This is a genomic window from Novosphingobium sp. HII-3 (genome assembly GCF_002916655.1).
GTDB classification, from domain to species: domain Bacteria; phylum Pseudomonadota; class Alphaproteobacteria; order Sphingomonadales; family Sphingomonadaceae; genus Novosphingobium; species Novosphingobium panipatense.
This window is the reverse complement of the sequence record NZ_PPSM01000072.1, coordinates 122,227-142,885: the sequence shown is the minus strand read 5'-3', so window position 1 is coordinate 142,885 and position 20,659 is coordinate 122,227. Positions and strand designations below refer to the sequence as shown.

18 protein-coding genes are annotated in these 20,659 nt (G+C 63.7%); 12 read left to right on the top strand and 6 right to left on the bottom strand.

What is annotated here, in order from left to right; translation table 11 throughout:
- Positions 1 to 37 precede the first annotated feature (37 nt).
- The 4 genes from C2R25_RS18745 to tpiA all read right to left on the bottom strand — a co-directional run bounded on the left by C2R25_RS18745 (position 38) and on the right by tpiA (position 4,356).
- Complete coding sequence (locus C2R25_RS18745; protein WP_103730621.1) at positions 38 to 1,183, bottom strand: alkaline phosphatase family protein; 1,146 nt, start codon at positions 1,181 to 1,183, stop codon at positions 38 to 40.
- 110 nt (positions 1,184 to 1,293) lie between these two features.
- Positions 1,294 to 2,928 carry a CTP synthase gene (locus tag C2R25_RS18740; RefSeq protein ID WP_103730620.1) on the bottom strand — a complete coding sequence of 545 codons (1,635 nt, stop codon included), beginning with the start codon at positions 2,926 to 2,928 and terminating at the stop codon, positions 1,294 to 1,296.
- Between the two features lie 143 nt (positions 2,929 to 3,071).
- The gene (secG, locus tag C2R25_RS18735) at positions 3,072 to 3,473 is read right to left on the bottom strand and encodes a preprotein translocase subunit SecG (protein ID WP_103730619.1); all 402 of its coding nucleotides are present in this window, start codon (positions 3,471 to 3,473) and stop codon (positions 3,072 to 3,074) included.
- Positions 3,474 to 3,600: 127 nt separating this feature from the next.
- The gene (gene tpiA, locus C2R25_RS18730; protein ID WP_103730618.1) at positions 3,601 to 4,356 is read right to left on the bottom strand and encodes a triose-phosphate isomerase; all 756 of its coding nucleotides are present in this window, start codon (positions 4,354 to 4,356) and stop codon (positions 3,601 to 3,603) included.
- Between the two features lie 322 nt (positions 4,357 to 4,678).
- Here tpiA and C2R25_RS18725 point away from each other — a divergent pair, with 322 nt between their 5' ends.
- The 9 genes from C2R25_RS18725 to lexA all read left to right on the top strand — a co-directional run bounded on the left by C2R25_RS18725 (position 4,679) and on the right by lexA (position 13,899).
- Entirely contained in the window at positions 4,679 to 6,625 is a 1,947-nt protein-coding gene (locus C2R25_RS18725; RefSeq protein WP_103730617.1) for a peptidylprolyl isomerase, read from the top strand.
- 19 nt (positions 6,626 to 6,644) lie between these two features.
- Positions 6,645 to 8,156, top strand: coding sequence for an anthranilate synthase component I family protein (locus C2R25_RS18720; protein ID WP_103730616.1), 1,512 nt, complete (start codon positions 6,645 to 6,647; stop codon positions 8,154 to 8,156).
- A 37-nt stretch (positions 8,157 to 8,193) separates the two neighbouring features.
- Positions 8,194 to 8,973, top strand: a complete 780-nt coding sequence (locus tag C2R25_RS18715) for a phosphodiester glycosidase family protein (RefSeq protein WP_103730615.1) — start codon at positions 8,194 to 8,196, stop codon at positions 8,971 to 8,973.
- On the top strand, positions 8,970 to 9,575 hold the full coding sequence (locus C2R25_RS18710) for an aminodeoxychorismate/anthranilate synthase component II (RefSeq protein ID WP_103730614.1): 606 nt from the start codon (positions 8,970 to 8,972) through the stop codon (positions 9,573 to 9,575). Before C2R25_RS18715 ends, C2R25_RS18710 begins: the two co-directional genes overlap by 4 nt.
- Positions 9,576 to 10,574, top strand: a complete 999-nt coding sequence (trpD, locus tag C2R25_RS18705) for an anthranilate phosphoribosyltransferase (protein ID WP_103730613.1) — start codon at positions 9,576 to 9,578, stop codon at positions 10,572 to 10,574.
- Positions 10,575 to 10,584: 10 nt separating this feature from the next.
- On the top strand, positions 10,585 to 11,376 hold the full coding sequence (gene trpC, locus C2R25_RS18700) for an indole-3-glycerol phosphate synthase TrpC (protein ID WP_103730612.1): 792 nt from the start codon (positions 10,585 to 10,587) through the stop codon (positions 11,374 to 11,376).
- Between the two features lie 31 nt (positions 11,377 to 11,407).
- Entirely contained in the window at positions 11,408 to 11,893 is a 486-nt protein-coding gene (gene moaC / locus C2R25_RS18695; RefSeq protein ID WP_103730611.1) for a cyclic pyranopterin monophosphate synthase MoaC, read from the top strand.
- Positions 11,890 to 13,110 (top strand): molybdopterin molybdotransferase MoeA, encoded by a 1,221-nt coding sequence (locus C2R25_RS18690; RefSeq protein ID WP_103730610.1) that lies wholly within the window; start codon positions 11,890 to 11,892, stop codon positions 13,108 to 13,110. Before moaC ends, C2R25_RS18690 begins: the two co-directional genes overlap by 4 nt.
- A gap of 96 nt (positions 13,111 to 13,206) precedes the next feature.
- Complete coding sequence (lexA, locus tag C2R25_RS18685; protein WP_103730639.1) at positions 13,207 to 13,899, top strand: transcriptional repressor LexA; 693 nt, start codon at positions 13,207 to 13,209, stop codon at positions 13,897 to 13,899.
- 47 nt (positions 13,900 to 13,946) lie between these two features.
- Here the strand turns inward: lexA and C2R25_RS18680 are convergent, their stop codons facing one another.
- The gene (locus C2R25_RS18680; protein WP_103730609.1) at positions 13,947 to 16,160 is read right to left on the bottom strand and encodes a ComEC/Rec2 family competence protein; all 2,214 of its coding nucleotides are present in this window, start codon (positions 16,158 to 16,160) and stop codon (positions 13,947 to 13,949) included.
- 30 nt (positions 16,161 to 16,190) lie between these two features.
- On the opposite strand from C2R25_RS18680, the gene gltX reads away from it, so the two are divergent.
- The 3 genes from gltX (at position 16,191) to C2R25_RS18665 (ending at position 19,292) form a co-directional block, all read left to right on the top strand.
- Positions 16,191 to 17,642, top strand: a complete 1,452-nt coding sequence (gene gltX / locus C2R25_RS18675) for a glutamate--tRNA ligase (protein WP_103730608.1) — start codon at positions 16,191 to 16,193, stop codon at positions 17,640 to 17,642.
- An 11-nt stretch (positions 17,643 to 17,653) separates the two neighbouring features.
- Positions 17,654 to 18,937, top strand: a complete 1,284-nt coding sequence (locus tag C2R25_RS18670; RefSeq protein ID WP_103730607.1) for a citrate synthase — start codon at positions 17,654 to 17,656, stop codon at positions 18,935 to 18,937.
- Positions 18,938 to 19,094: 157 nt separating this feature from the next.
- Positions 19,095 to 19,292 (top strand): hypothetical protein, encoded by a 198-nt coding sequence (locus C2R25_RS18665; protein WP_103730606.1) that lies wholly within the window; start codon positions 19,095 to 19,097, stop codon positions 19,290 to 19,292.
- Position 19,293: 1 nt separating this feature from the next.
- Here the strand turns inward: C2R25_RS18665 and C2R25_RS18660 are convergent, their stop codons facing one another.
- A complete protein-coding gene (locus C2R25_RS18660; RefSeq protein ID WP_103730638.1) occupies positions 19,294 to 20,655 on the bottom strand; it encodes a sensor histidine kinase KdpD in 1,362 nt (453 codons plus the stop codon).
- Positions 20,656 to 20,659 lie beyond the last annotated feature (4 nt).

Sequence of the window (20,659 nt, the reverse complement as noted above, 5' to 3'; positions counted from 1 at the left end):
ACACCTGACGGTGCGCGTCGTCGTCCGTGGGCCCCTCCTATCGACTACCGGGATAACCGCCGCGCTGCCGAAAGGTGGGGTCAATATTGGGCGCCGATAGGGGGTCAGTTTTGCGCGCCGGTTGACAGTCAGTAAGCCGCAGCGCCTCGATCCGTGCGGCGGCGAACTTGGCTGCCTGTTCGTTCTGGAAATAAAGCAGAAACTGCTGCGACATGATGGGGGCGTATGTCCACCCCTGCTCAACTCCCGCCAGTTCAAGCAAGACTTTGATATCCCGATGGCGGAAGATCTGACGCCCCCCATCTTCCTCATGTGTCAGCATCGGCTGCTGGCTTAGGGCAGTCAGCAGCACGAGGTTTGCCTCGTCCCTCGCCATCGACAGTGCCTCTCCCACGATGCGGTCCATGTTCTGATAGCCCGCAAGAATAGCGTCGCCGTACGTCTGGCGTTGCTTCTCCGACGACTGGATCCTGAACAGACCCGGTTCGAACTCCCTCCAATGAAAGTGCTGGAAGTGCGCGGTGCTGTTGATGAAGAACGTAGAGAGATACGGCTGCATGGACTTGTAGACGGAGCGGAACACATCCCACTGCAGCCTGTCGAGCATCATGGCCCTGCGCCATTTCACGTCGCGGCGCCTCTCCTGCGCAAGTTGCTTGATCAACGCTGCCACGGAACTGGCAGAAAGGCCGTGCCTGAGCATGAACTGCCCAAACCGCAGAACGTCGACTGGAGAGACCTCCGGCCGGCCGCTATGCTCCTGGACGTAGCTTCGGACCAGACGAGCGTAGGGCCTGAACATGTTCAGCGGCACGGGCTCTGCCGAAGTGGCCCAAGGGTCGGGAAGGAAGCAGCCGCGAAACCCCGGCTGGACCGCGGCGTTCATGCTGCCGCAGATCCAGTTCGTCTGGTCTGCGCGGCTGACGAGGTCCCACAGACGCGGCGCGGTCAGGTCGCTGCCCTCGTTGAGATTGAAGCAGCCATGCTCCGCGAAGGAGAGCCCGGTGTGAACCGTGACCCACTGAACCCACGGCTCGAGATTGGGCGCCGTCTCCTCCGCGTCGGTGACCGCGACCATGGCGGAGTCCCGGAAGCGGCGAAAGTTCGGCAGATGCCCTTGCTCTATGAAGCGATCGAGCAACTGCGGTGAAAGTTCGTTGAATTCCAGGACAATCGTTCGCATTCAACCAGCCCCCACGTGGAGGGAGCAGAATGCCTCGCCCGCCTGCCCGATAGCCAGGGCAGTCTGTTCCGTTCCGGACCCACCGCCAGGCGATGGGGCCGGAACTGCGATCAAACGAGGCGTGCCTGACGCAAGGCAGCCGCGATGAAACCGGCGAACAGCGGATGCGGCTCAAACGGACGCGACTTCAGCTCGGGATGGAACTGCACGCCCACAAACCACGGGTGATCGGGACGCTCCACGATCTCCGGCAGCAACCCGTCGGGAGACATGCCCGAGAAAATAAGGCCGTTGCCTTCAAGCGCCTCACGGTACTTGCCGTTCACCTCGTAGCGATGGCGGTGACGTTCGCTGATTTCCGCCGCGCCGTAGATCGATGCGACATGGCTGTTCGGAGAGAGCGCAGCGGTATAGGCGCCGAGGCGCATGGTGCCGCCCAGATCGCCACCTTCCGCCCGGGTCTGGAGACCGTCCTGCGTCATCCATTCCGTGATGATTCCGACGACCGGCTCCTCAGTCGGACCGAACTCCGTCGAACTCGCCTTCTCGATCCCGGCTGCGCGCGCGCCTTCGATGCAGGCCATCTGCATGCCAAGACAGATCCCGAAGAACGGAACGCCACGCTCACGCGCGAAGCGAACCGAGGCGATCTTGCCTTCGGTACCGCGCTCGCCAAAGCCGCCCGGCACGAGGATGCCGTGCATCGGCTCCAGCGCCGCTGCGATTTCGGAATCTTCCTTCTCGAAGACTTCCGCGTCGATCCACCGCACGTTCACCTTGACGCGGTTTGCCATGCCGCCGTGCACCAGCGCCTCGTTCAGCGACTTGTACGCGTCCTGCAGGCCGAGATACTTGCCCACGACGCCGATCGTCACCTCGCCCTCGGGGTTCTGGTAGCGGTCCGTGATATCTTCCCAACGGGACAGTTCCGGAGCCTTCGACGATTCCAGCATGCCGAAGTGATGCAGAACCTCCGCATCCAGCCCTTCGTGATGGTACTGCAGCGGAACCGCATAGATGTTCGGCGCGTCAAGCGCCTGGATCACCGCCTGCGGACGCACGTTGCAGAACAGCGCGATCTTGCGACGCTCGCTCTCCGGCAGTTCGCGATCGGCACGGCAGAGGAGAATGTCCGGCTGGATACCCAGACCAGTCAGCTCGCGCACCGAGTGTTGCGTCGGTTTGGTCTTCAACTCACCCGCTGCAGCGATGAACGGAACCAGGGTGACGTGCACGAAGCAGGTCTGTTCCCGGCCGAGTTCGTTGCGCAGCTGGCGCATCGCCTCGACGAAAGGCAGGCCTTCGATGTCGCCGACGGTTCCGCCGATCTCGCAGAGGACGAAATCGAGATCCTCGGTTTCGGTCAGCGCGAAGTCCTTGATGGCGTCGGTTACATGCGGAATCACCTGAACTGTCGCGCCGAGGTAGTCGCCACGGCGCTCCTTGGCGATGATGTCCTGGTAGATGCGTCCCGAGGTGATGTTGTCCGCCTTGCTGCCGGAAACGCCCGTGAACCGCTCGTAGTGACCGAGATCAAGATCGGTTTCCGCCCCGTCGTCGGTCACGAAAACCTCGCCATGCTGATACGGACTCATGGTGCCCGGATCGACGTTGAGATAGGGGTCGAACTTGCGAATGCGGACCTTATAGCCCCGCGCCTGAAGCAGAGCCGCGAGGCTCGCCGCCATCAGACCCTTGCCCAGCGAGGAGACCACGCCGCCGGTGATGAAAATATGCCGCGCCATGGGAGTCGGGCCTTAAATTGCATGGGGGCCCAAAGGCAAGCGCCCAGAGCCTCATTCCACAGGTCAAACACATGGAAATGCCGTCTGACAGCGCCAGACGGCATTCCGGTTACGGTGAAGCGTCGCGAGGACGCTTGCCGGGGTTACTGCTTGGCAGCACCCGAAAGAGGGTCGGCCGGAACGGATTCGCCAACCGGAGCGCCCTGCACCTGTGGCGCAGGCGCCGCCGGATTGGCGGCCCCACCGAGCGGGTCCGCCGGCTGAGCCGGCGCCGACGGCGCGGCATTGCGTTCCAGCGAGGTGTCGATATCGCGGCCCGAGGTCTCATTAACCGCGAGAGCCGCAAGAGCGATGCTCAGGATGACGAAGACGGAAGCCAGGATCGCCGTGGCGCGGGTCAGGAAGTTGGCGGCACCACGTGCCGACATAAGCCCCGAGGGACTGCCGCCGACACCGAGGCCGCCGCCTTCGGACTTCTGCACCAGGATCACGCCAACCAGCATGGCAGCGACCAGCGCCTGGACCACGGTCAGAAAAAGGAACATCTTCGTCTCAGCCTTCTTACGAGGACATACCCCGTATGGTTCGCGGCGCAGATAGGCTCTCGAGGGCGAGTGCGCAACCCGGCAACTTTATTACCACACCGACTCTCGTCAATGCGTATCCGTCTTGTCATTCCGTAAGCGAGGCGGCCGCACCCACGATAGACAGGAAGCTTTCCGCCGTGAGGCTGGCGCCCCCCACGAGTGCACCGTCCACATCCGGAACTGCAAGCAGTTCAGCCGCGTTCTCGGCCTTCACCGATCCACCGTACAGGATACGCACGTCCACGCAGCTCTCACCGTAGATGGCGACGAGGCGGGTGCGAATCGCCTTGTGCATCGCCGCCACGTCCTCCACCGACGGCACGCGTCCGGTGCCGATCGCCCAGATCGGCTCATAGGCGATCGAAAGCTTGTCCGGTGCGCCGTCCATGCGCGGGCATGAGCCTTCAAGCTGCGCCGTGACGACGGCCTCGGCGTGTCCGGCGTCGCGCTGCGCTTCGCTCTCACCGATGCAGAGAATGACCGAAAGGCCGGCGGACAAGGCAGCTTCCGCCTTCGCCTTGACGTCCGCGTCGCTTTCCCGGTGGTAATCCCGGCGCTCGGAGTGCCCGACGATAGTGAAGTCCGCTCCCGCATCCTTCAGCATCAGGGCAGACACGTTGCCCGTGTAGGCGCCGTTCTCGCTGGCATGGCAGTCTTGCCCGCCCACACCAATCAGTTCAACCGCATCACGCATACGGAAGAGCAGTGTCGCGGGCGGCGCCAGCCCTACCTGCACCTTGGGGAAGCGCGCGGCGGCACGGTCAATTGCGCGGGCTTCGTTGAGCATGGCGCGCGTACCGTTCATTTTCCAGTTTCCGACGATGTAAGGCAATCCGGCCATTTCAATCCCTTGATCCGATCTCGGCGAACCTTGAGAGCTTTCTCGACAGAGTGCCCCCGGCGATTCCCGTTGCTGTTTCAAAACGGGGAATCAGTCGTCGCTTTGGCGGGCAGCTAGGCCAGTGTGCACGACCTTGTCAAAACTCGTCGCGGCGTCACCGATCGTATTACCCACCGCTGTCGCGCAAACGCAACGTACCGCGCTTTTGCCCGGCCCGTGCGCGACCGCCATTGCAGGATAGGCGAAGGCACCCTAAAGCCTGCGACCGTTTACAGGCGATACCCCAAGGTTTCGCGCAGATAATCGCTGATTGGCACGGTCCATGCTCAATTTCTTCCGAACGTTTCTCAAGTCCAAAGTCGGTGCCTTCGTGGGCCTGGCAGTCCTTGCCCTCATCGCCATCGCGTTTGCCAGCGGCGACATGATCGGGCTTGGAGGCCCGGCGGGTGGCGGGACCGGAGCCTCCGTGGCGACGGCCGGCGACGAGAAGGTCACAGCCGACGAACTCGATCAAAGTGCGAAGCGCGCACTGGAACGTGTCAAGCAACAAAGCCCGACCGCGACGATGAAGCAACTCATCGCTGAAGGCGGCCTTGAGCAGGTGCTCGACAGCCTGATCGACGGAGCGGCCTTCGCTGCTTTCGGAGACGAGCATGGCATTACCGTGAGCGATCGCCTCGTCGACAGCGAGCTCACTCAGATACCCGGCTTTCAGGGCGTCGACGGCAAATTCGATCAGACCGTCTTCCGTCAGGCGCTCGCGCAGCAGCGCATTTCCGAAGCGTCCCTGCGCAGCGACATCCGCAAGAACCTGATCGCGCAGGAACTTGTGGTTCCCGCCCAGTTCGGAACGGTGATGCCCCAGTTTGTGGCCAAGCGCTACGCGGCGCTGCTCGGCGAAACCCGCAGCGGCAGCGTCATCGCACTGCCCTCCCCGTTGTTCGCCCCCGACAAAGCGCCCACCGATGCGGAACTTGCAGCTTACTACAAGGAGCATGCGGCGCAGTTCGTCCGTCCCGAGCGCCGGACGATCCGCTACGCACTGGTCAAGGCCGAAGCAATCCCGGCGGCCGCGGCGCCGACGGACGCGGAGGTCGCCGCGCGGTTTGAAGCGAACACGGCGAACTACGCCGCCAAGGACAATCGCCGCATCACGCAGCTGATCGTTCCCACCGAAGCGGCGGCACAGGCAATCGTGGCCGAAGTGCAGAAGGGCAAGTCGCTCGAAGCCGCAGCGCAGCAGAAGGGGCTCTCGGCGGCCAAACTGGAATCGTTCAGCCGCGAGGAGCTGGCGAGCCAGTTCTCGCAGGCCGTGGCCCAAGCCGTCTTTGCGGCTCCTGTCGGGAAGCTGGCGACGCCGCAGAAGAGTGTCCTTGGCTGGCACGTCATCCGCGTGGACGAGGAGCAGAAGACCCCTGCAAGAACGCTGGCGGACGCGAAGTCCGAGATTCGCGAGCAGCTGGCCGCGGAGAAGGCGCGCAAGGCGTTCAGCGATGCCATCGGCCGTGTGGATGAGCAGTTCTCCAACGGCGCGAACCTCACGGAAGTTGCGCAGTCCCTCGGCGCTGGGGTGGCCCGCACGCAGCCCGTCACCGCTGATGGGCGGGTATACATGAAGCCGGGTGAGGCTCTCCCGGCAGAATTGCGCCCGATCCTCGCCACCGCGTTCAGCATGGAGCAGGAGCAGCCTCAGGTCGCCGAGGTTGAGAAGGGCAAGTCGTTCGTCCTTTATGACGTGACCGACGTTCAGGCCTCTGCCCCCGCCCCGCTCGCACAGATCAAGGACGACGTCACCTTTGCCTGGAAGGTTGACGCCGGCTCCAGGGCGGCGAAGGTGGCTGCGGTGAAGATCCAGGCTGCTCTGCGCAAGGGACAGTCGATTGACCAGGCCATCGCTGCAACGGGCAAGAACCTTCCTCCGGTCGAGCAGGTCTCGATGTCGCGGCCCACGCTGGCGGCGGCGCTTCGGGCCGGCCAACAGGTTCCTCCCCCGGTTTCGCTGATGTTCCACATGGCCAAGGGCACCATCAAGGTGCAGTCGGCTGCGGGCGGAAGAGGCTGGTTCGTGGTCATGCTCAAGGACATCGTGCCGGCCAAGGTGGAATCGGACGCCATGATCCGCAGCGCGCAAACCGAACTGGGGCAGCAGCTTGGCCAGGCCTACGCCTCCGCCCTTGCTGGCGCGGTCCGCAAGGACGTGGGCGTCAAGCGTCACGACGCCGCCATTCGCGCCGTCCGCGACCAGCTTGCCGGCACCGCCACCAACTGATCGGATCGAAGGAATAGCGATGCAGCGCCATTACGACCGCCGGGCGGCTCAGACGCAGCTTGAGCAAGGCCGTCCTGCTCTGGTCTGGCGCCGACTGGTTGCCGACACGGAAACGCCTGTCGGCGCTGCTCTCAAGCTGATCGAGGACGGCCGCGGCGATTTCCTGCTGGAGTCGGTCGAGGGCGGAGAGACCCGCGGCCGCTACAGCCTGGTCGGCCTCGATCCCGACCTCGTCTTTCGGGCGAACGGCGCCACCTGCGAAATCAACACACGGTGGAAACAGGACCGCAACGCCTTCTCGGCTCTGGAAGGCGGTAGCCTCACCGAGCTTCGCGCCCTTGTCGAACGGTGTCGCTGCGACGTTCCGGCCGAGCTTCCGAAGGCCATGGCGTGCCTGGTAGGCTATTTCGGCTACGAGACCATTGGTCTGGTCGAGAAGCTTCCGCGCGCGCCTCAGAGCACGCTGGAGGTGCCGGACATGCTATTCGTGCGTCCGTCTCTCCTACTTATCTTCGACAGGCTTTCGGACGAACTGTTCTGTGTCGCGCCTGTGTGGCCCGGCGTTCAGGATCCCGACAGCGCACTTGACCAGGCATCGGACAGCATCGACACCGCACTGCGCCGTCTCGCGGCACCCGCGCCTGCCGCTCCGGCGGCCGTGAACCTGCCGGAACCCGTGCAGACCGCGGTTGTGGCTCCGGCGGACTACAAGGCGATGGCTCTGCGCGCGAAGGAGTACATCGAAGCCGGCGATATCTTCCAGGTGGTGCTGGCCCAGCGCTTCACCTGCGACTTCCCGCTCCCGCCGCTGGCGCTTTATCGCAGCCTGCGGCGGGTGAATCCGTCGCCCTTCCTCTATTATCTCGACCTCCCAGGCTTTGCGCTGATCGGTTCGAGCCCGGAGATCCTCGTCCGTGTCCGCGAAGGCGAGGTAACCATCCGTCCCATCGCCGGCACGCGCCCGCGCGGCAAGACGCCCGCCGAGGACCGGAGTAACGAAATCAGCCTCCTGGCCGATCCCAAGGAGCGCGCCGAGCATCTGATGCTTCTGGATCTGGGTCGCAATGATGTCGGCCGTGTCGCCGCGGCCGGCTCCGTCGAAGTCACCGACAGCTACACGGTCGAGCGGTACAGCCACGTCATGCACATCGTGTCGAACGTAGTGGGCAGGCTCGACACGGCGCGACACGATGCTCTCGATGCCGTCTTTGCGGGATTTCCAGCCGGGACGGTCTCGGGTGCACCCAAGGTGCGGGCTTGTGAGGTAATCGCAGAGCTCGAGCCCGAAACCAGGGGCGCCTATGCCGGTGGCGTCGGGTACTTCGCGCCTGACGGTTCTGTCGACAGCTGCATTGTGCTGCGCACCGGCGTTCTCAAGGACGGCGTCCTCCATGTTCAGGCGGGCGCCGGCATCGTTGCGGACAGCGATCCTGACTATGAGCAGCGCGAGTGCGAAGCCAAGAGCGGCGCCCTTTTCGCCGCCGCGCGGGAAGCCATTCGCGTTGCCGGGGAACCCGGGTTCGGCCAATGAACCCAGCAGCTGTGCTTCGTCAGGCATTTGCCCTGCGATGCTGAAGCCGCTCGCTGCATCGGCCCTGTGCGTGCTTGCGTCCTGTTCCAGCGAACCAGCCCGCCAGCCCACCGCACCGCCCCCGCCTTCCTGTCAGGGGACGAGCTTCGAAGGCGTGAGCTTCACGCACTGCGTGGCAGTGCCGGGGCGGCACGGGATAAGGACAATCCTGGGCCCGAAAGGCGGTCAACCCTACCGCAGCCTCTCCCAACTCGCCGTCGATCGCCCAGACCGGAGCGCGCCGGTCGCTTTCGCGATGAACGGCGGCATGTTCGATGCCGAGGGCGGACCCATCGGCTACTACGTGGAAGACGGCGAGAAGGGAAAATCGCTCAATACCAACGAGGGCTTTGGAAACTTTCACCTGCTGCCGAATGGGGTCTTTTTTGGAGACACCAACGGCAAGTGGCAGATCCGCACCAGCACCGACTTCGAGCAATCGGTGCACGACCGGCCGGACTTCGGCACCCAGTCGGGCCCCATGCTGGTGATCGACGGCAACCTCCATCCGAAGATAGACCCCGACGGCAAGTCCTTGAAATTGCGCAATGGTGTAGGCATAGATAATAAGGGACGAGCGCACTTCGTCATCTCCGATGAACCCGTGTCCTTCGGCAAGCTTGCCCGCTACTTTCGAGACACGTTAAGATGCCGGAACGCACTGTTTCTTGACGGTAGCGTCTCCTCCCTTTGGGACCCCGAGCATGGCCGCGTGGACGGCGGACCGCCTCTCGGCCCCTTGATCGTCGTCGAGAAAAGGACGAAGGCGGACACATGATCCTCGTCATTGACAATTACGACAGCTTCACCTGGAACCTCGTCCATTACGTCATGGAACTCGGCGTCGAAGTCCAGGTCGTGCGCAATGACGCGCTGTCTGCCGCAGATGCGATTTCCAGCGGGGCTGCGGGCTTTCTGCTGTCGCCGGGCCCCTGTACGCCTAACGAAGCTGGAATCAGCCTCGAGCTGGTCGGCGCTGCGGCTGAGGCGGGAGTGCCGCTGCTCGGCGTGTGCCTCGGTCACCAGTCGATCGGCCAGTTCTTCGGCGGCAAGGTTGTTCGCGGCGGGCTGATGCACGGCAAGACCTCACCCGTCACACATGATGGCACCGGCGTTTTCACAGGCCTCCCCTCTCCGTTCACGGCTACGCGGTACCACTCGCTGATCGTTGAAGACATCCCGGATTGCCTCCACGTCAACGCCCGCTCCGACGACGGGCATGTAATGGGCTTTCGCCATGCAAGCCTGCCCATCCATGGTGTGCAGTTCCATCCAGAAAGCATCGCCACCGAGCATGGCCACGCCATGCTGGCGAACTTCCTCGGCGACTGTGGCATCGAAGCCAGGCTGCCCGAACGCCTCTCATCCGTGGAGGTGTGAATGGTGGTTGACCTGCCCGATCCGCTTCACCCCATCGCTGAGGAAGACGCACACACGGCCTTCTGCGCAATCCTCGACGGCAAGGTGCCCGAACCCGAGATCGGCACCTTCCTGATCGCCATGTCGGAGCGCGGCGAGACTGCAGCCGAGATCGCGGGTGCGGCCCGTGCGATGCGAGAGCGGATGGTGCCGATCACGGCTCCCGCGACCGCCATCGATGTCTGCGGCACGGGAGGCGACGGCCACCACACACTCAATGTCTCCACCGCCGTCTCCCTCGTGGTGGCGGCTGCGGGCGTGCCCGTGGCCAAGCATGGCAACCGTGCCGCCAGTTCGAAGGCGGGCGCGGCCGACACTCTGGAGGCGCTTGGGCTCAACCTCGATCGCGCTGTTGAAACGGCGGAGTCCACCCTTTCCGAGATCGGAATCGGCTTTCTGTTCGCGGCGCGGCATCACCCCGCGCTGGGACGGCTTATGCCGCTGCGCAAGTCGCTCGGCCGGCGCACGATCTTCAACCTGATGGGGCCACTGGCGAATCCGGCGGGGGTTTCACGCCAACTCGTCGGCATTGCCCGTCCCGGGTACGTGCCCATCTACGCCGATGCCCTCCTGCGTCTTGGAACGGATCACTCGATGGTCGTTTCGGGCGATGAGGGGCTCGACGAGTTGAGCATCGCTGGTGGCAACGAGGTTGCCGACATTCGCGGCAGCGAGCTTTCGATGCGCCGTGTGAACCCCGGCGACGCGAGCCTCGCGACCTCTCCGATCGGAGCCATTCGCGGAGGCGATCCGGCCTACAACGCCGAAGCGCTGCGCCGGCTTCTTCTTGGTGAGCATGGTCCCTACCGGGATGCGGTGCTCTTCAATTCAGCTGGCGCCTTGCTGGTCGCAGGCGAGGTGGAAAGCTGGAGCGACGGCGTGGAAGAAGCCGCCGAGACGATCGACAAGGGGCTCGCAAAAGCCCTGCTCGACTGCTGGATCGCAGCAACACGTTCGTGACGGGAACTACATGGCCGACAAATTGACCGAGATCTGCGACACCAAGCGTGAGGAAGTTGCCGCTCGCAAAGGTTTCGCGACGATCGCCGACCTCGATGACAGGGCGAAACAGGAAAGTGCACCCCGCGGGTTCGAGGCTGCATTGCGGTCCAGGGCGGATAATGGCTTCGCGCTCATCGCGGAAATCAAGAAAGCTTCGCCCTCTAAGGGGCTGATTCGGCAGGATTTTCTCCCGGCGGAGCACGCTGTAGCTTACGAAAGAGGCGGCGCCGCGTGCTTGTCTGTCCTGACGGACGCACCCTATTTCCAAGGTCATGGAGATTATCTGATGGACGCGCGCGCCGCATGCAGGCTGCCGGTCATCCGCAAGGACTTCATGGTGGACACCTGGCAGGTCGCCGAAGCGCGCGCTATGGGGGCCGACGCTATCCTGATCATCGTCGCCGCACTCGACGATGTTCTCATGGCTGAAATCGAAGCTGCCGCCCTGGAGCGTGGCATGGACTGCCTGGTGGAAGTTCATGACGAAGCCGAGATGGAACGTGCGAGCCGCCTGAAGTCACGGCTCATCGGCGTCAACAATCGCGACCTCAAGCGGTTCGTCACAGATCTTGGCACGACGGAACGCCTGGCTCCTCTTGCCCCGGACGGTACTTTGCTTGTCAGTGAAAGCGGCATCAACAGTCATGCGGACTTGCAACGCCTCTCGCGGTGCGGCGCGCGCACCTTCCTGGTGGGAGAAAGCCTCATGCGCCAGCCTGATGTGGAGCTTGCCACACGCGCACTCCTGACGGGAATCTGACCATTCTTCCTCACGCCATTCGGAGCCGGATATGACGAAATCTCTGACGCACATCGATGCTGAGGGGACCGCCCGGATGGTCGATGTCGGCGCCAAACCTTCGACGCAACGGACCGCCGTGGCAGCGGGGCAGATCGCGATGAGCACGGCTGCACTGGCGGCTATACAGGCGGGTGATGCCCCCAAGGGCGACGTTCTGGGCACCGCCCGGATTGCCGGCATCATGGCAGCGAAGCGCACGGCTGAGCTGATCCCGATGTGCCATCCGTTGATGCTGGACGCCGTCAACTTAGACTTCCGGTTCGACGACCGTGCCATCCACGTCAGAGCCACGGCGAGTCTCACCGGCCGGACCGGTGTAGAAATGGAAGCCATGACAGCAGCTTCTGTGGCGCTTTTGACAATCTATGACATGGCGAAAGCCTTGGACAAGGGGATGGTCATCGGCGAGGTACGCCTTGTGGAGAAGACGGGGGGGAAATCAGGCCATTGGATTGCGGAAGGCTACAGCGCGTGACGTCGCCGGGGCTGCTCTCTCTTGAAGAAGCGCAGAGCCGGCTTCTGCGCCTCGTCACACCTTTGGCGACCGAACGTGTCGATGTTGAAGGCTCCCTCGGCCGCTATCTGGCCGGAGCCCTCCAGGCACGGCGAACGCAGCCTGCCGCTGATTTATCCGCCATGGACGGGTACGCCGTGAGGCCGGACGACATGGCCGGGCCCTGGCGCGTGGTGGGAGAAAGTGCTGCAGGTCACCCCTACCCGCGAAACTTCGAACGGGGCGAAGCGGTGCGAATCTCAACCGGCGCCTTTCTTCCCGCGGACTCAGGCGCCGTGATCCTTCAGGAAGATCTCGCGCGCGATGGTGAAGTCATCGCTCTCACGGGAACGCCGCCGGAGCCGCCGCACAAGCACGTCCGGCGCTGCGGCATGGATTTCAAAGCAGGCGAAGAGATACTGGCGTCGGGAACCCGGATCGGCCCTGCGCAAGCCGCTTTGGCGATGGCGGCCGGTCACAAGCATCTGGCCGTCCACCGTCTTCCCCGCATCGCCATCGTCGACAGCGGTGACGAACTGGCAGCTGATCCGGAATGCTGTGAAGCGCACCAGATCCCCGCAACTAACGGCACGATGCTGGCAGCTCTCGCCGCGCCGCTCGCAAGCGAGGTCTTGCGGCTAGGACCAGTTGCCGACACCGTGGAAGATCTCACCGCCGCTCTCGACCGCGCGGCCGGGTGCGACATCATCGTCACGACGGGCGGGGCATCCGTTGGAGATCACGACTTGATACGCCCGGCGCTGGAAAGCTGGGGGGCGGACATCGCTTTCTGGCGGGTCGCCATCAAGCCCGGCAAGCCCATCCTCGTCGCCACGCGTAAGCAGAATGGGCGAGTACAGGTCATACTCGGTCTGCCCGGCAACCCGGTGTCCAGCTACGTCACCGCCTACATGTTTCTCCTGCCGCTTCTCCGGGCAGCAGCGGGTGCGGCCCGGGTGCTGCCCATCCGCTGCAAGGCCAGGATCGCGGCACCGCTTCGCCAGAACGGTCACCGCCGCGAATTCCTGCGCGGCACATGGGATGGTGAATTCGTCTGCCCAAATCCCCTTCAGGACAGCGGAGCACTCTCCTCTCTTGCCGCCAGCAACGCCCTGATCGACCGACTGCCTCTTGCCGAGGCCGCTGTACCGGGGGACGACGTCCATGTCTTCCTGCTGGAGGGTGCCGGTTCGATGTGAAAACGGGTGCAATTCGTTGCTTGCTTGTTCTCCGAATGTTCACTAGGAGAACAGAAGATCGATTTCCCGTTCGCACCCGACGAAAAGGCAGCGACCATGTTGACGCGCAAGCAGCACGAACTGCTCCGGTTCATTCAGACCCGGCTCGACGAAAGCGGCATTTCTCCCAGCTTTGAGGAGATGAAGGAGGCGCTGGATCTCAAGTCGAAGTCCGGGGTGCACCGGCTCATCTCCGCGCTTGAGGAGCGTGGCTTCATTCGACGCCTGCCCAACAGGGCCCGCGCTCTCGAGGTCCTGCGTCAGCCGGATGACGCGAGCCTTCGCGCTACGCGCCCCGCCATGGCGGCGAACAGCAATGACCAGTCGGCGCCGGCCACCAGTCATCCCGCCGCACAACCCGCCAATGACGTCATCGAAATTCCTCTGCACGGCCGGATCGCCGCTGGCGTTCCCATCGAGGCGCTGGAAGGGCAGTCGACCTTGCCGGTACCCGCAGCGCTGCTGGGCACCGGAGAACATTACGCGCTTGAGGTTTCAGGCGATTCGATGATCGAAGCTGGCATACTGGACGGCGACTTTGCGCTGGTGAAGCGCACCAGCTCCGCCCGGGACGGTGAAATCGTGGTCGCGCTGGTCCGCGGCGAAGAAGCGACGCTCAAGTACCTTCGTCGCGAAGCCGGCATGGTTCGGCTGGACCCTGCGAATGCCGCTTATGAACCGCAGATCTACGGACCGGACGAGGTTGAGGTCCAAGGCAAGCTGGCAGGTTTGCTACGCCGTTATCACTGAACAAAACCTCGTTCCATGACGGATGTTGAGGAACAGGATGCGGCGACTTAAGGCCGCCGCGGCCTGTCCAAGGCGTCGGGACGCCTTACCCACCACCCATGTTCTCCCTGGGTTTGAGCGACGGTGTCGATCCTCTGCTTTCCCAGATGGATAGCAAGTCCTCCGCTTTGTTTCAGACTGCGGCGGTCGGCTTTAAGCCACCGGGGGCGGCAACTCCTGGGCAGCCGGCGATCCGCTATGACGATATCGCTGCGCTCGCATGCCGCGGCAAGCGCGCGCTCGGGAACGGTATCGCGTCCGCGTGACAAGAGCAGTCGCCAGTTCCTGCCCTCACGCACGATGGTGAAGGTGCAGAAATCCTGGTTGCAACGGGCATTCGGCCAGCGAGCCAGAGAAAGAGGTTCAGCTTCCATGCCGGTAAATTCCATCAGGTTGTCACGCACGAAGCCGCCGTCGCTGTTCCTGAGGAGGAACAACCGCTGCCCGCCCTCCTCCACCACGCCGACCTGTCGGCCGTCGCCCGGCACGAGAATGTCTGCAGACGGTGACATGGCCAACAGGAAGGCTCCGCCCAGCGCCGGGGGCAGGCCAAGCCAGCGCACACGACCGCTCCATAAGCCGAGCCACAGTCCGCCGAGGATGAAGACGAGGAATGCGCCGTTGCCGGTCGCAGGCAGCAGGTTGACGGCTCCTGGCAGCGAAGCGAACGTATGGGCAAGTGCCAGCAGGGCCTCGATGGCGTGGGCGGCCAACCACCAGAGGGGGGTTCCCGCTCCGAAGAGATCCAACAGAAGCGCTCCGGCCAGCAGAGGCATGACAATGAAGGTCGTAAGCGGAATTGCCACGACATTGGCGAGCGCGCCGTATACGCCGGCGCGGTGGAAGTGAAAAAGGCCGATCGGCATCAGCGCCAGATCGATGACGATGCCGGTCACAAGCAGCAAGCCCAGGCTGCGCAGAGCCCGGATGATCAGCGCCTCGTCTCGTGGCGCCATAAAGCGGCGAACTGGCGCTGCCCCGCTGATCGCGACCAAGGCGAGGACCGCCCCGAAGCTCATCTGAAAGCTCGGCCCCATCACCGCTTCTGGCCAGAGCATCATGACGCAGAAGGCCGCCACCGCCAGCATCCGCAGCGACAAAGGCTCACGCCCGAGCGCGAGGGCGATCAGCACCAGCAAGGCACCCACGCAGGACCGCACGGTCGGCACTTCCGCCCCTGAGATTAGCGTGTAGCCGATGCCCGCCAGCGCACCGCCGCCTGCGGCGAGAACGGGCAGCCGGACTCTGAGCGCCAGCCACGGGAACAGCGCAGCAAGCCGCAGGACCAGAAGATACACGGCGCCCACAAGAGCGCTCACATGCAGGCCGCTGATGGAAAGAAGGTGCGCGAGGCCTGAGTCCCGCATCGCCTGATCATCCACAGCCACTATGCCACCCCGGTCACCCGTTACGAAGGCGGCCGCAAGCCCTGAGGCGCTTTCGCCGATCCGGCTGCGGACGTGGTCCGTAAGCTTCTGGCGCAGTGCGGCAAGCCGTCCCGCCGGGCGGCCCCGCTCGACATGGAGCACCGGGCCGAGAACCGACCCGGTCGCAGCGATGCCGGAAAACCACGCCGTGCGGGCGAAGTTGTAAGCACCCGGCAGCATTGGCGGCGCAGGCGGCATCAACCTTCCTTGAAAGCGGATCACGTCCCCCGTCTGCAACCGCAGGTGGGATCCATCGCGAGCCCGATTGACGCGGATCTTGATTGCACGGCCCGAGTCTGTGGTAGGATCGCGCATGGCCAGCAGCAGGCGATCGCGGCCCCGGGCGGGTTGCGGCTCTATACCAAGCAACCGGCCTTCGAAGACACCGGAGATTGGCCGCTCGATCGGCACTGCTCCAACCAGTTCCGACCTGACCCACGCTACCGATAGGCCGCCCGCCATTATCAACACTACCGCAGTCGTCGCGCGGAGAAGATAAGGGTAAGCCTGACGAGCGGAAAAGGACGCGGAGCCAGTTGCATTGAACGCAAGTGCAATACCCAGGAAGGCTGCCCACCAGATGGGCGTAGGCAACGCAAACCAGGCGGTTATCCCCGCACCGAAGGCGACGGAGAGCCACGGTCCCTGCTCGAATCCTGCTTGGTGAAGAAATCTTTCCGAGGCGGCCAAACCCCTCGACAAGAGGCGCTTGCAGGTCCATGGCCCATGCTGCAATGCAGCGGCTTCGGACGCGTCCGTGGCCGAATTTTGAAAGACTGCGGCTTGAATCCCCATGGCCGCGCATAGGACAGGAAGGTCGAGTTGATGGCAAGCGGCAGTGCATCGGGCGGAGCGGCAGGCAGCAAGGCCGTCGTGACGCGCTTTGCCCCCTCGCCCACCGGTTATCTGCATATCGGCGGCGCCCGAACGGCCCTTTTCAACTGGCTTTTTGCCCGTCACCATGGCGGGAAATATCTTCTTCGTATCGAGGACACCGACCGCGCTCGCTCCACCGATGCCGCGATTGACGCCATTTTCGATGGACTCTCCTGGCTCGGCCTCGACGGGGATGAAGCGCCGGTTTTTCAGTTCGAGCGGTCAGACCGCCACGCACAGGTTGCCGCGCAACTGATGGAACGCGGCAGAGCCTATCGCTGCTACCTCAGCAGCGACGAACTGGCCGAACGCCGGCAAAAAGCGCAGGAAGAGCGTCGGCCGTTCCGCGTGGAAAGCGAATGGCGCGATGCGGACCCTTCGACCTGGCCGGATGACAAGCCGTGGGTCGTGCGCGTCAAGGCGCCGCGCACAGGGCAGACCACGATCAACGATCTCGTACAGGGTGCGGTCACGGTCCAGAACGAAGAGATCGACGACTTCGTCATCCTCCGCAGCGACGGTACGCCGACCTACATGCTGGCAGTGGTGGTGGACGACCACGACATGGGCGTCACGCATGTGCTGCGCGGCGACGACCACCTGAACAATGCGTTCCGCCAGTTGGTGATCATTCACGGCATGAACTGGGATGAGCCGGTCTACGGTCACGTTCCCCTCATCCACGGCGCGGACGGGGCCAAGCTGTCGAAGCGTCACGGCGCCTTGGGCGTCGATGCCTATCGTGACGAGATGGGCGTCCTGCCCGAAGCGCTGTTCAACTATCTGCTTCGCCTCGGCTGGGGCCATGGCGACGACGAGATCATCTCGCGCGAACAGGCGATCGAATGGTTCGACATGGCCGATGTGGGCAAGTCGCCCTCCCGCTTCGATGTGGCGAAGCTGCAGAATCTCAACGGACATTACTTGCGTGAGGCGGAGGATGTTCGGCTTGCAGGTCTCGTCCTCTCCCGTCTCGACGGTGTGGAAGGGGACGATGCTGCAGAGCTTCTCGTCCGAGCCATGCCCGTGCTCAAGGTCCGCGCAAAGGACCTCAACGAACTTGCAGAAGGTTCGGCCTTCCTGTTCGCCAAGCGTCCTCTCGCCATGAGCGACAAGGCGCTGGCTCTCCTGAGCGACGAAGGGCGACAGCGCCTCGCGGCGATCCATGAGAGCCTGTCCCGTCTGCATGACTGGACTCTCGAGGGACTGGAAGCCAATCTGAAAGCAATGGCCGAGAACCATGGACTGGGCCTCGGCAAGCTCGCGCAACCCTTGCGGGCAGCCCTGACGGGTCAAACGACCTCGCCGGGAATTTTTGACGTACTTGTATTGCTCGGACGGGACGAAAGCCTTGCGCGGATTGCCGCGCAGACTGAAGAACCCGCCGGGTCGCAGGCATAAGGAGATAATAGGTGGGTGATCAGGCTAAACTGAGCGCTGGTGGCGCGGACTTCGAATACCCGGTTCTGAAAGGCAGCGTCGGTCCGGACGTCATCGACATCCGCAAGCTCTACGCCCAGACGGGGAAGTTCACGTTCGACCCCGGCTTCACCTCTACCGCGAGCTGCGAATCGGCTCTGACGTACATCGACGGTGACGAAGGCGTTCTGCTCCACCGTGGCTATCCGATCGGCCAGCTCGCTGAGAATTCGTCGTTCATGGAAGTCAGCTACCTGCTCCTGAACGGCGAACTGCCGAACAAGGCCGAACTCGAGAATTTCGAGTACACGATCAGCCGCCACACCATGCTGCACGAGCAGCTGCGCCATTTCTACCAGGGTTTTCGCCGTGACGCGCACCCGATGGCGATCATGTGCGGTGTCGTCGGCGCCCTTTCGGCGTTCTACCACGACTCCACCGACATCGCGGATCCGGAACATCGCAAGATCAGCTCGCATCGCCTGATCGCCAAGATGCCGACCATCGCCGCGATGGCCTACAAGTATTCGGTCGGCCAGCCGTTCGTCTATCCGGACAACAAGCTGAGCTACACCGGCAACTTCCTGCGCATGACCTTCGGCGTTCCCGCCGAGGAATACGAAGTGATCCCCGCCGTCGAAAAGGCGATGGACCGTATCTTCATCCTTCACGCCGACCATGAGCAGAACGCCTCGACTTCGACGGTTCGTCTGGCAGGGTCTTCCGGCGCCAATCCGTTCGCCTGCATCGCGGCCGGCATCGCCTGCCTCTGGGGCCCGGCACACGGCGGCGCCAACGAAGCTGCGCTGAACATGCTGAAGGAAATCGGCACCCCCGACCGCATTCAGCACTATATCGATCGCGCCAAGGACAAGAACGATCCGTTCCGCCTGATGGGCTTCGGCCACCGCGTCTACAAGAACTACGATCCGCGTGCGACAGTCATGCAGTCCACCGTTCGCGAGGTCTTCGACGCGCTCAAGGTTAATGATCCGCTCTTCGAAACCGCGCTGCGCCTGGAAGAGATTGCTCTCAACGATCCGTACTTCGTCGAGAAGAAGCTCTTCCCGAACGTTGACTTCTACTCGGGCATCATCCTTTCGGCGATCGGTTTCCCGACCACCATGTTCACCGTGCTCTTCGCTCTGGCTCGGACGGTCGGCTGGGTCGCACAGTGGAACGAAATGATTTCGGATCCAGGCCAGAAGATCGGGCGTCCGCGCCAGCTCTACACCGGCCCGACTCAGCGCGACTATGTTCCGGTCGACAAGCGCTGATCAAGATGACGTCACCGCGAACGTTTGCGGTCGACAGGAAGGAGGCTCCCGCGTTTGCGGGGGCCTTTTTTCGTTTCAGGCTGATAGAAACGAACAGGGCCCAGTGCCATGATGCCGTCGCATCATACGCATTCGAACGGGAAAAGGGGCTCGGACCATGCCATTCATCCGCTTCGTTGCCGTCATCCTCGGACTTGCGGCGGTCGTCTTTGGAGTGATCGTGGCTCTTCAGGGCACCGCCGTGCTGCGCTGGCCTGAGGGGAACTTGATGGTGGGCGATCGAGGGTGGGCGATCCGCGGCGCCATCCTCACGATGGTCGGCGGCATCGTGGTGTGGCTCGCCCGCCGAACCTAGATCAGCCTTCGGGTTCCGCCGGCACCGCAAGCACAAAGCGGGCGCCCTCGCCCGGCGCGCTCTCGACTGTGAGATCGCCGCCCATCGCGCGGGCCAGTCGGCGGGAGATATAAAGGCCAAGGCCTGATCCGCCGTCGCCGCTGCGACCCAGACGTTCAAACCTGTCGAAAACCCTCGCCTGTTCGGCGGCACTGAGGCCCGGGCCTTGATCCTGCACGATCGCACGAGCGCAGGCGCCATCCATCTCCACCGTCAGGTCGATGCCGGACCCTTCCGGGGAGTAGCGGATCGAATTGCCGATAAGATTGAGGAGTATCTGCAGGACTCGACGGAACTCGGCGCGCGCGGGCGCCACCTCGTTGTCCGCTGGTGACCGGATCGCGATGTTCTTCTCGCGCGCGCGGACACCCAGAATCCCGGCCGCTTGTCGAGCGACCTCGCCGAGTTCGATGCGGTCGGCAGCCGTCGAGAAATCGTCCGCCTCAAGCGCTTCAAGGTCCGCCATGTCATCAAGCAGCCCGAGCAGCAATTTGCCCGCCCCGGCGATTTCACCAGCGTATTCGGCGTAAGCATCGGGCAGCGGTCCTGCCAGACGCGTGCGTATCGTCTCCGCATTCGCCACGATCCGGGCGATCGGCTGCTTGAGGACGGGAGCCAGGTCTTGTCCGACCAGGCTGCGGCGATGCGTCGGCCGCATTCCCGCCTGTCCGGTACTGTCTTCCGGAGGGGCCGTTTCGGACAGCAGGAGAAGTTCAAATCCTGATGGCTCGTGACCGGGACGCGCCTGCGGTATCAGCCTAACGCGCCATGTCCGGGAAGCGCCGGGGACATCGACCTTGATGCCGTCCAGAAGGCGCCAGTGCAGCGGCTGCTGGCAGGTCATGTCTGCCGGGGGCAGGAAGGTGGTCCAGCACTGGCCAGTGCCTCGCTCCATAGCGGCCGCGACCGGCTCCAGCTCAGGCGATGCCGTTGACGCGGCAAGCAGCCTCTGCCGGGAGTCCAGAAACGCCGACAACTCGGCGAGATGGCGATCGATCGTCGCCCGGCGCTGTTCCGCAGCCGCGCCGTCTTCCGGCATGCAGGGGGACGTCTGCCAGGACTTCACCTGTACCGCGCAGCCGTCCCCCGCCGGTTCCGCTTCGATCCAGGCCGCGATGGTATCGCTTCCGTCCTGCGCCCGTATCGTACGTCCGAGAGGCAGCTTTATCCGCCGAACCGTACGAACAAGATCGAGCAGTTCGGGGACCGCTATCGTGCCCGGCAGTTCCCCGCCACAGCGCATCTGCAACCATGCGAGTGGCTCCTCGGCGTGGAGCATGCGGTCCTGCTCGTCGGACGTGGCACGGGCCAGGACGGTAGCCATGGGC

Bases quoted from the DNA above. Each gene is read 5' to 3' on its own strand.
- C2R25_RS18745 (WP_103730621.1), bottom strand. From the start codon at position 1,183: ATGCGAACGATTGTCCTGGAATTCAACGAACTTTCACCGCAGTTGCTC.
- C2R25_RS18740 (WP_103730620.1), bottom strand. From the start codon at position 2,928: ATGGCGCGGCATATTTTCATCACCGGCGGCGTGGTCTCCTCGCTGGGC.
- secG (WP_103730619.1), bottom strand. From the start codon at position 3,473: ATGTTCCTTTTTCTGACCGTGGTCCAGGCGCTGGTCGCTGCCATGCTG.
- tpiA (WP_103730618.1), bottom strand. From the start codon at position 4,356: ATGGCCGGATTGCCTTACATCGTCGGAAACTGGAAAATGAACGGTACG.
- C2R25_RS18725 (WP_103730617.1), top strand. From the start codon at position 4,679: ATGCTCAATTTCTTCCGAACGTTTCTCAAGTCCAAAGTCGGTGCCTTC.
- C2R25_RS18720 (WP_103730616.1), top strand. From the start codon at position 6,645: ATGCAGCGCCATTACGACCGCCGGGCGGCTCAGACGCAGCTTGAGCAA.
- C2R25_RS18715 (WP_103730615.1), top strand. From the start codon at position 8,194: ATGCTGAAGCCGCTCGCTGCATCGGCCCTGTGCGTGCTTGCGTCCTGT.
- C2R25_RS18710 (WP_103730614.1), top strand. From the start codon at position 8,970: ATGATCCTCGTCATTGACAATTACGACAGCTTCACCTGGAACCTCGTC.
- trpD (WP_103730613.1), top strand. From the start codon at position 9,576: ATGGTGGTTGACCTGCCCGATCCGCTTCACCCCATCGCTGAGGAAGAC.
- trpC (WP_103730612.1), top strand. From the start codon at position 10,585: ATGGCCGACAAATTGACCGAGATCTGCGACACCAAGCGTGAGGAAGTT.
- moaC (WP_103730611.1), top strand. From the start codon at position 11,408: ATGACGAAATCTCTGACGCACATCGATGCTGAGGGGACCGCCCGGATG.
- lexA (WP_103730639.1), top strand. From the start codon at position 13,207: ATGTTGACGCGCAAGCAGCACGAACTGCTCCGGTTCATTCAGACCCGG.
- C2R25_RS18680 (WP_103730609.1), bottom strand. From the start codon at position 16,160: ATGGGGATTCAAGCCGCAGTCTTTCAAAATTCGGCCACGGACGCGTCC.
- gltX (WP_103730608.1), top strand. From the start codon at position 16,191: ATGGCAAGCGGCAGTGCATCGGGCGGAGCGGCAGGCAGCAAGGCCGTC.
- C2R25_RS18665 (WP_103730606.1), top strand. From the start codon at position 19,095: ATGCCATTCATCCGCTTCGTTGCCGTCATCCTCGGACTTGCGGCGGTC.
- C2R25_RS18660 (WP_103730638.1), bottom strand. From the start codon at position 20,655: ATGGCTACCGTCCTGGCCCGTGCCACGTCCGACGAGCAGGACCGCATG.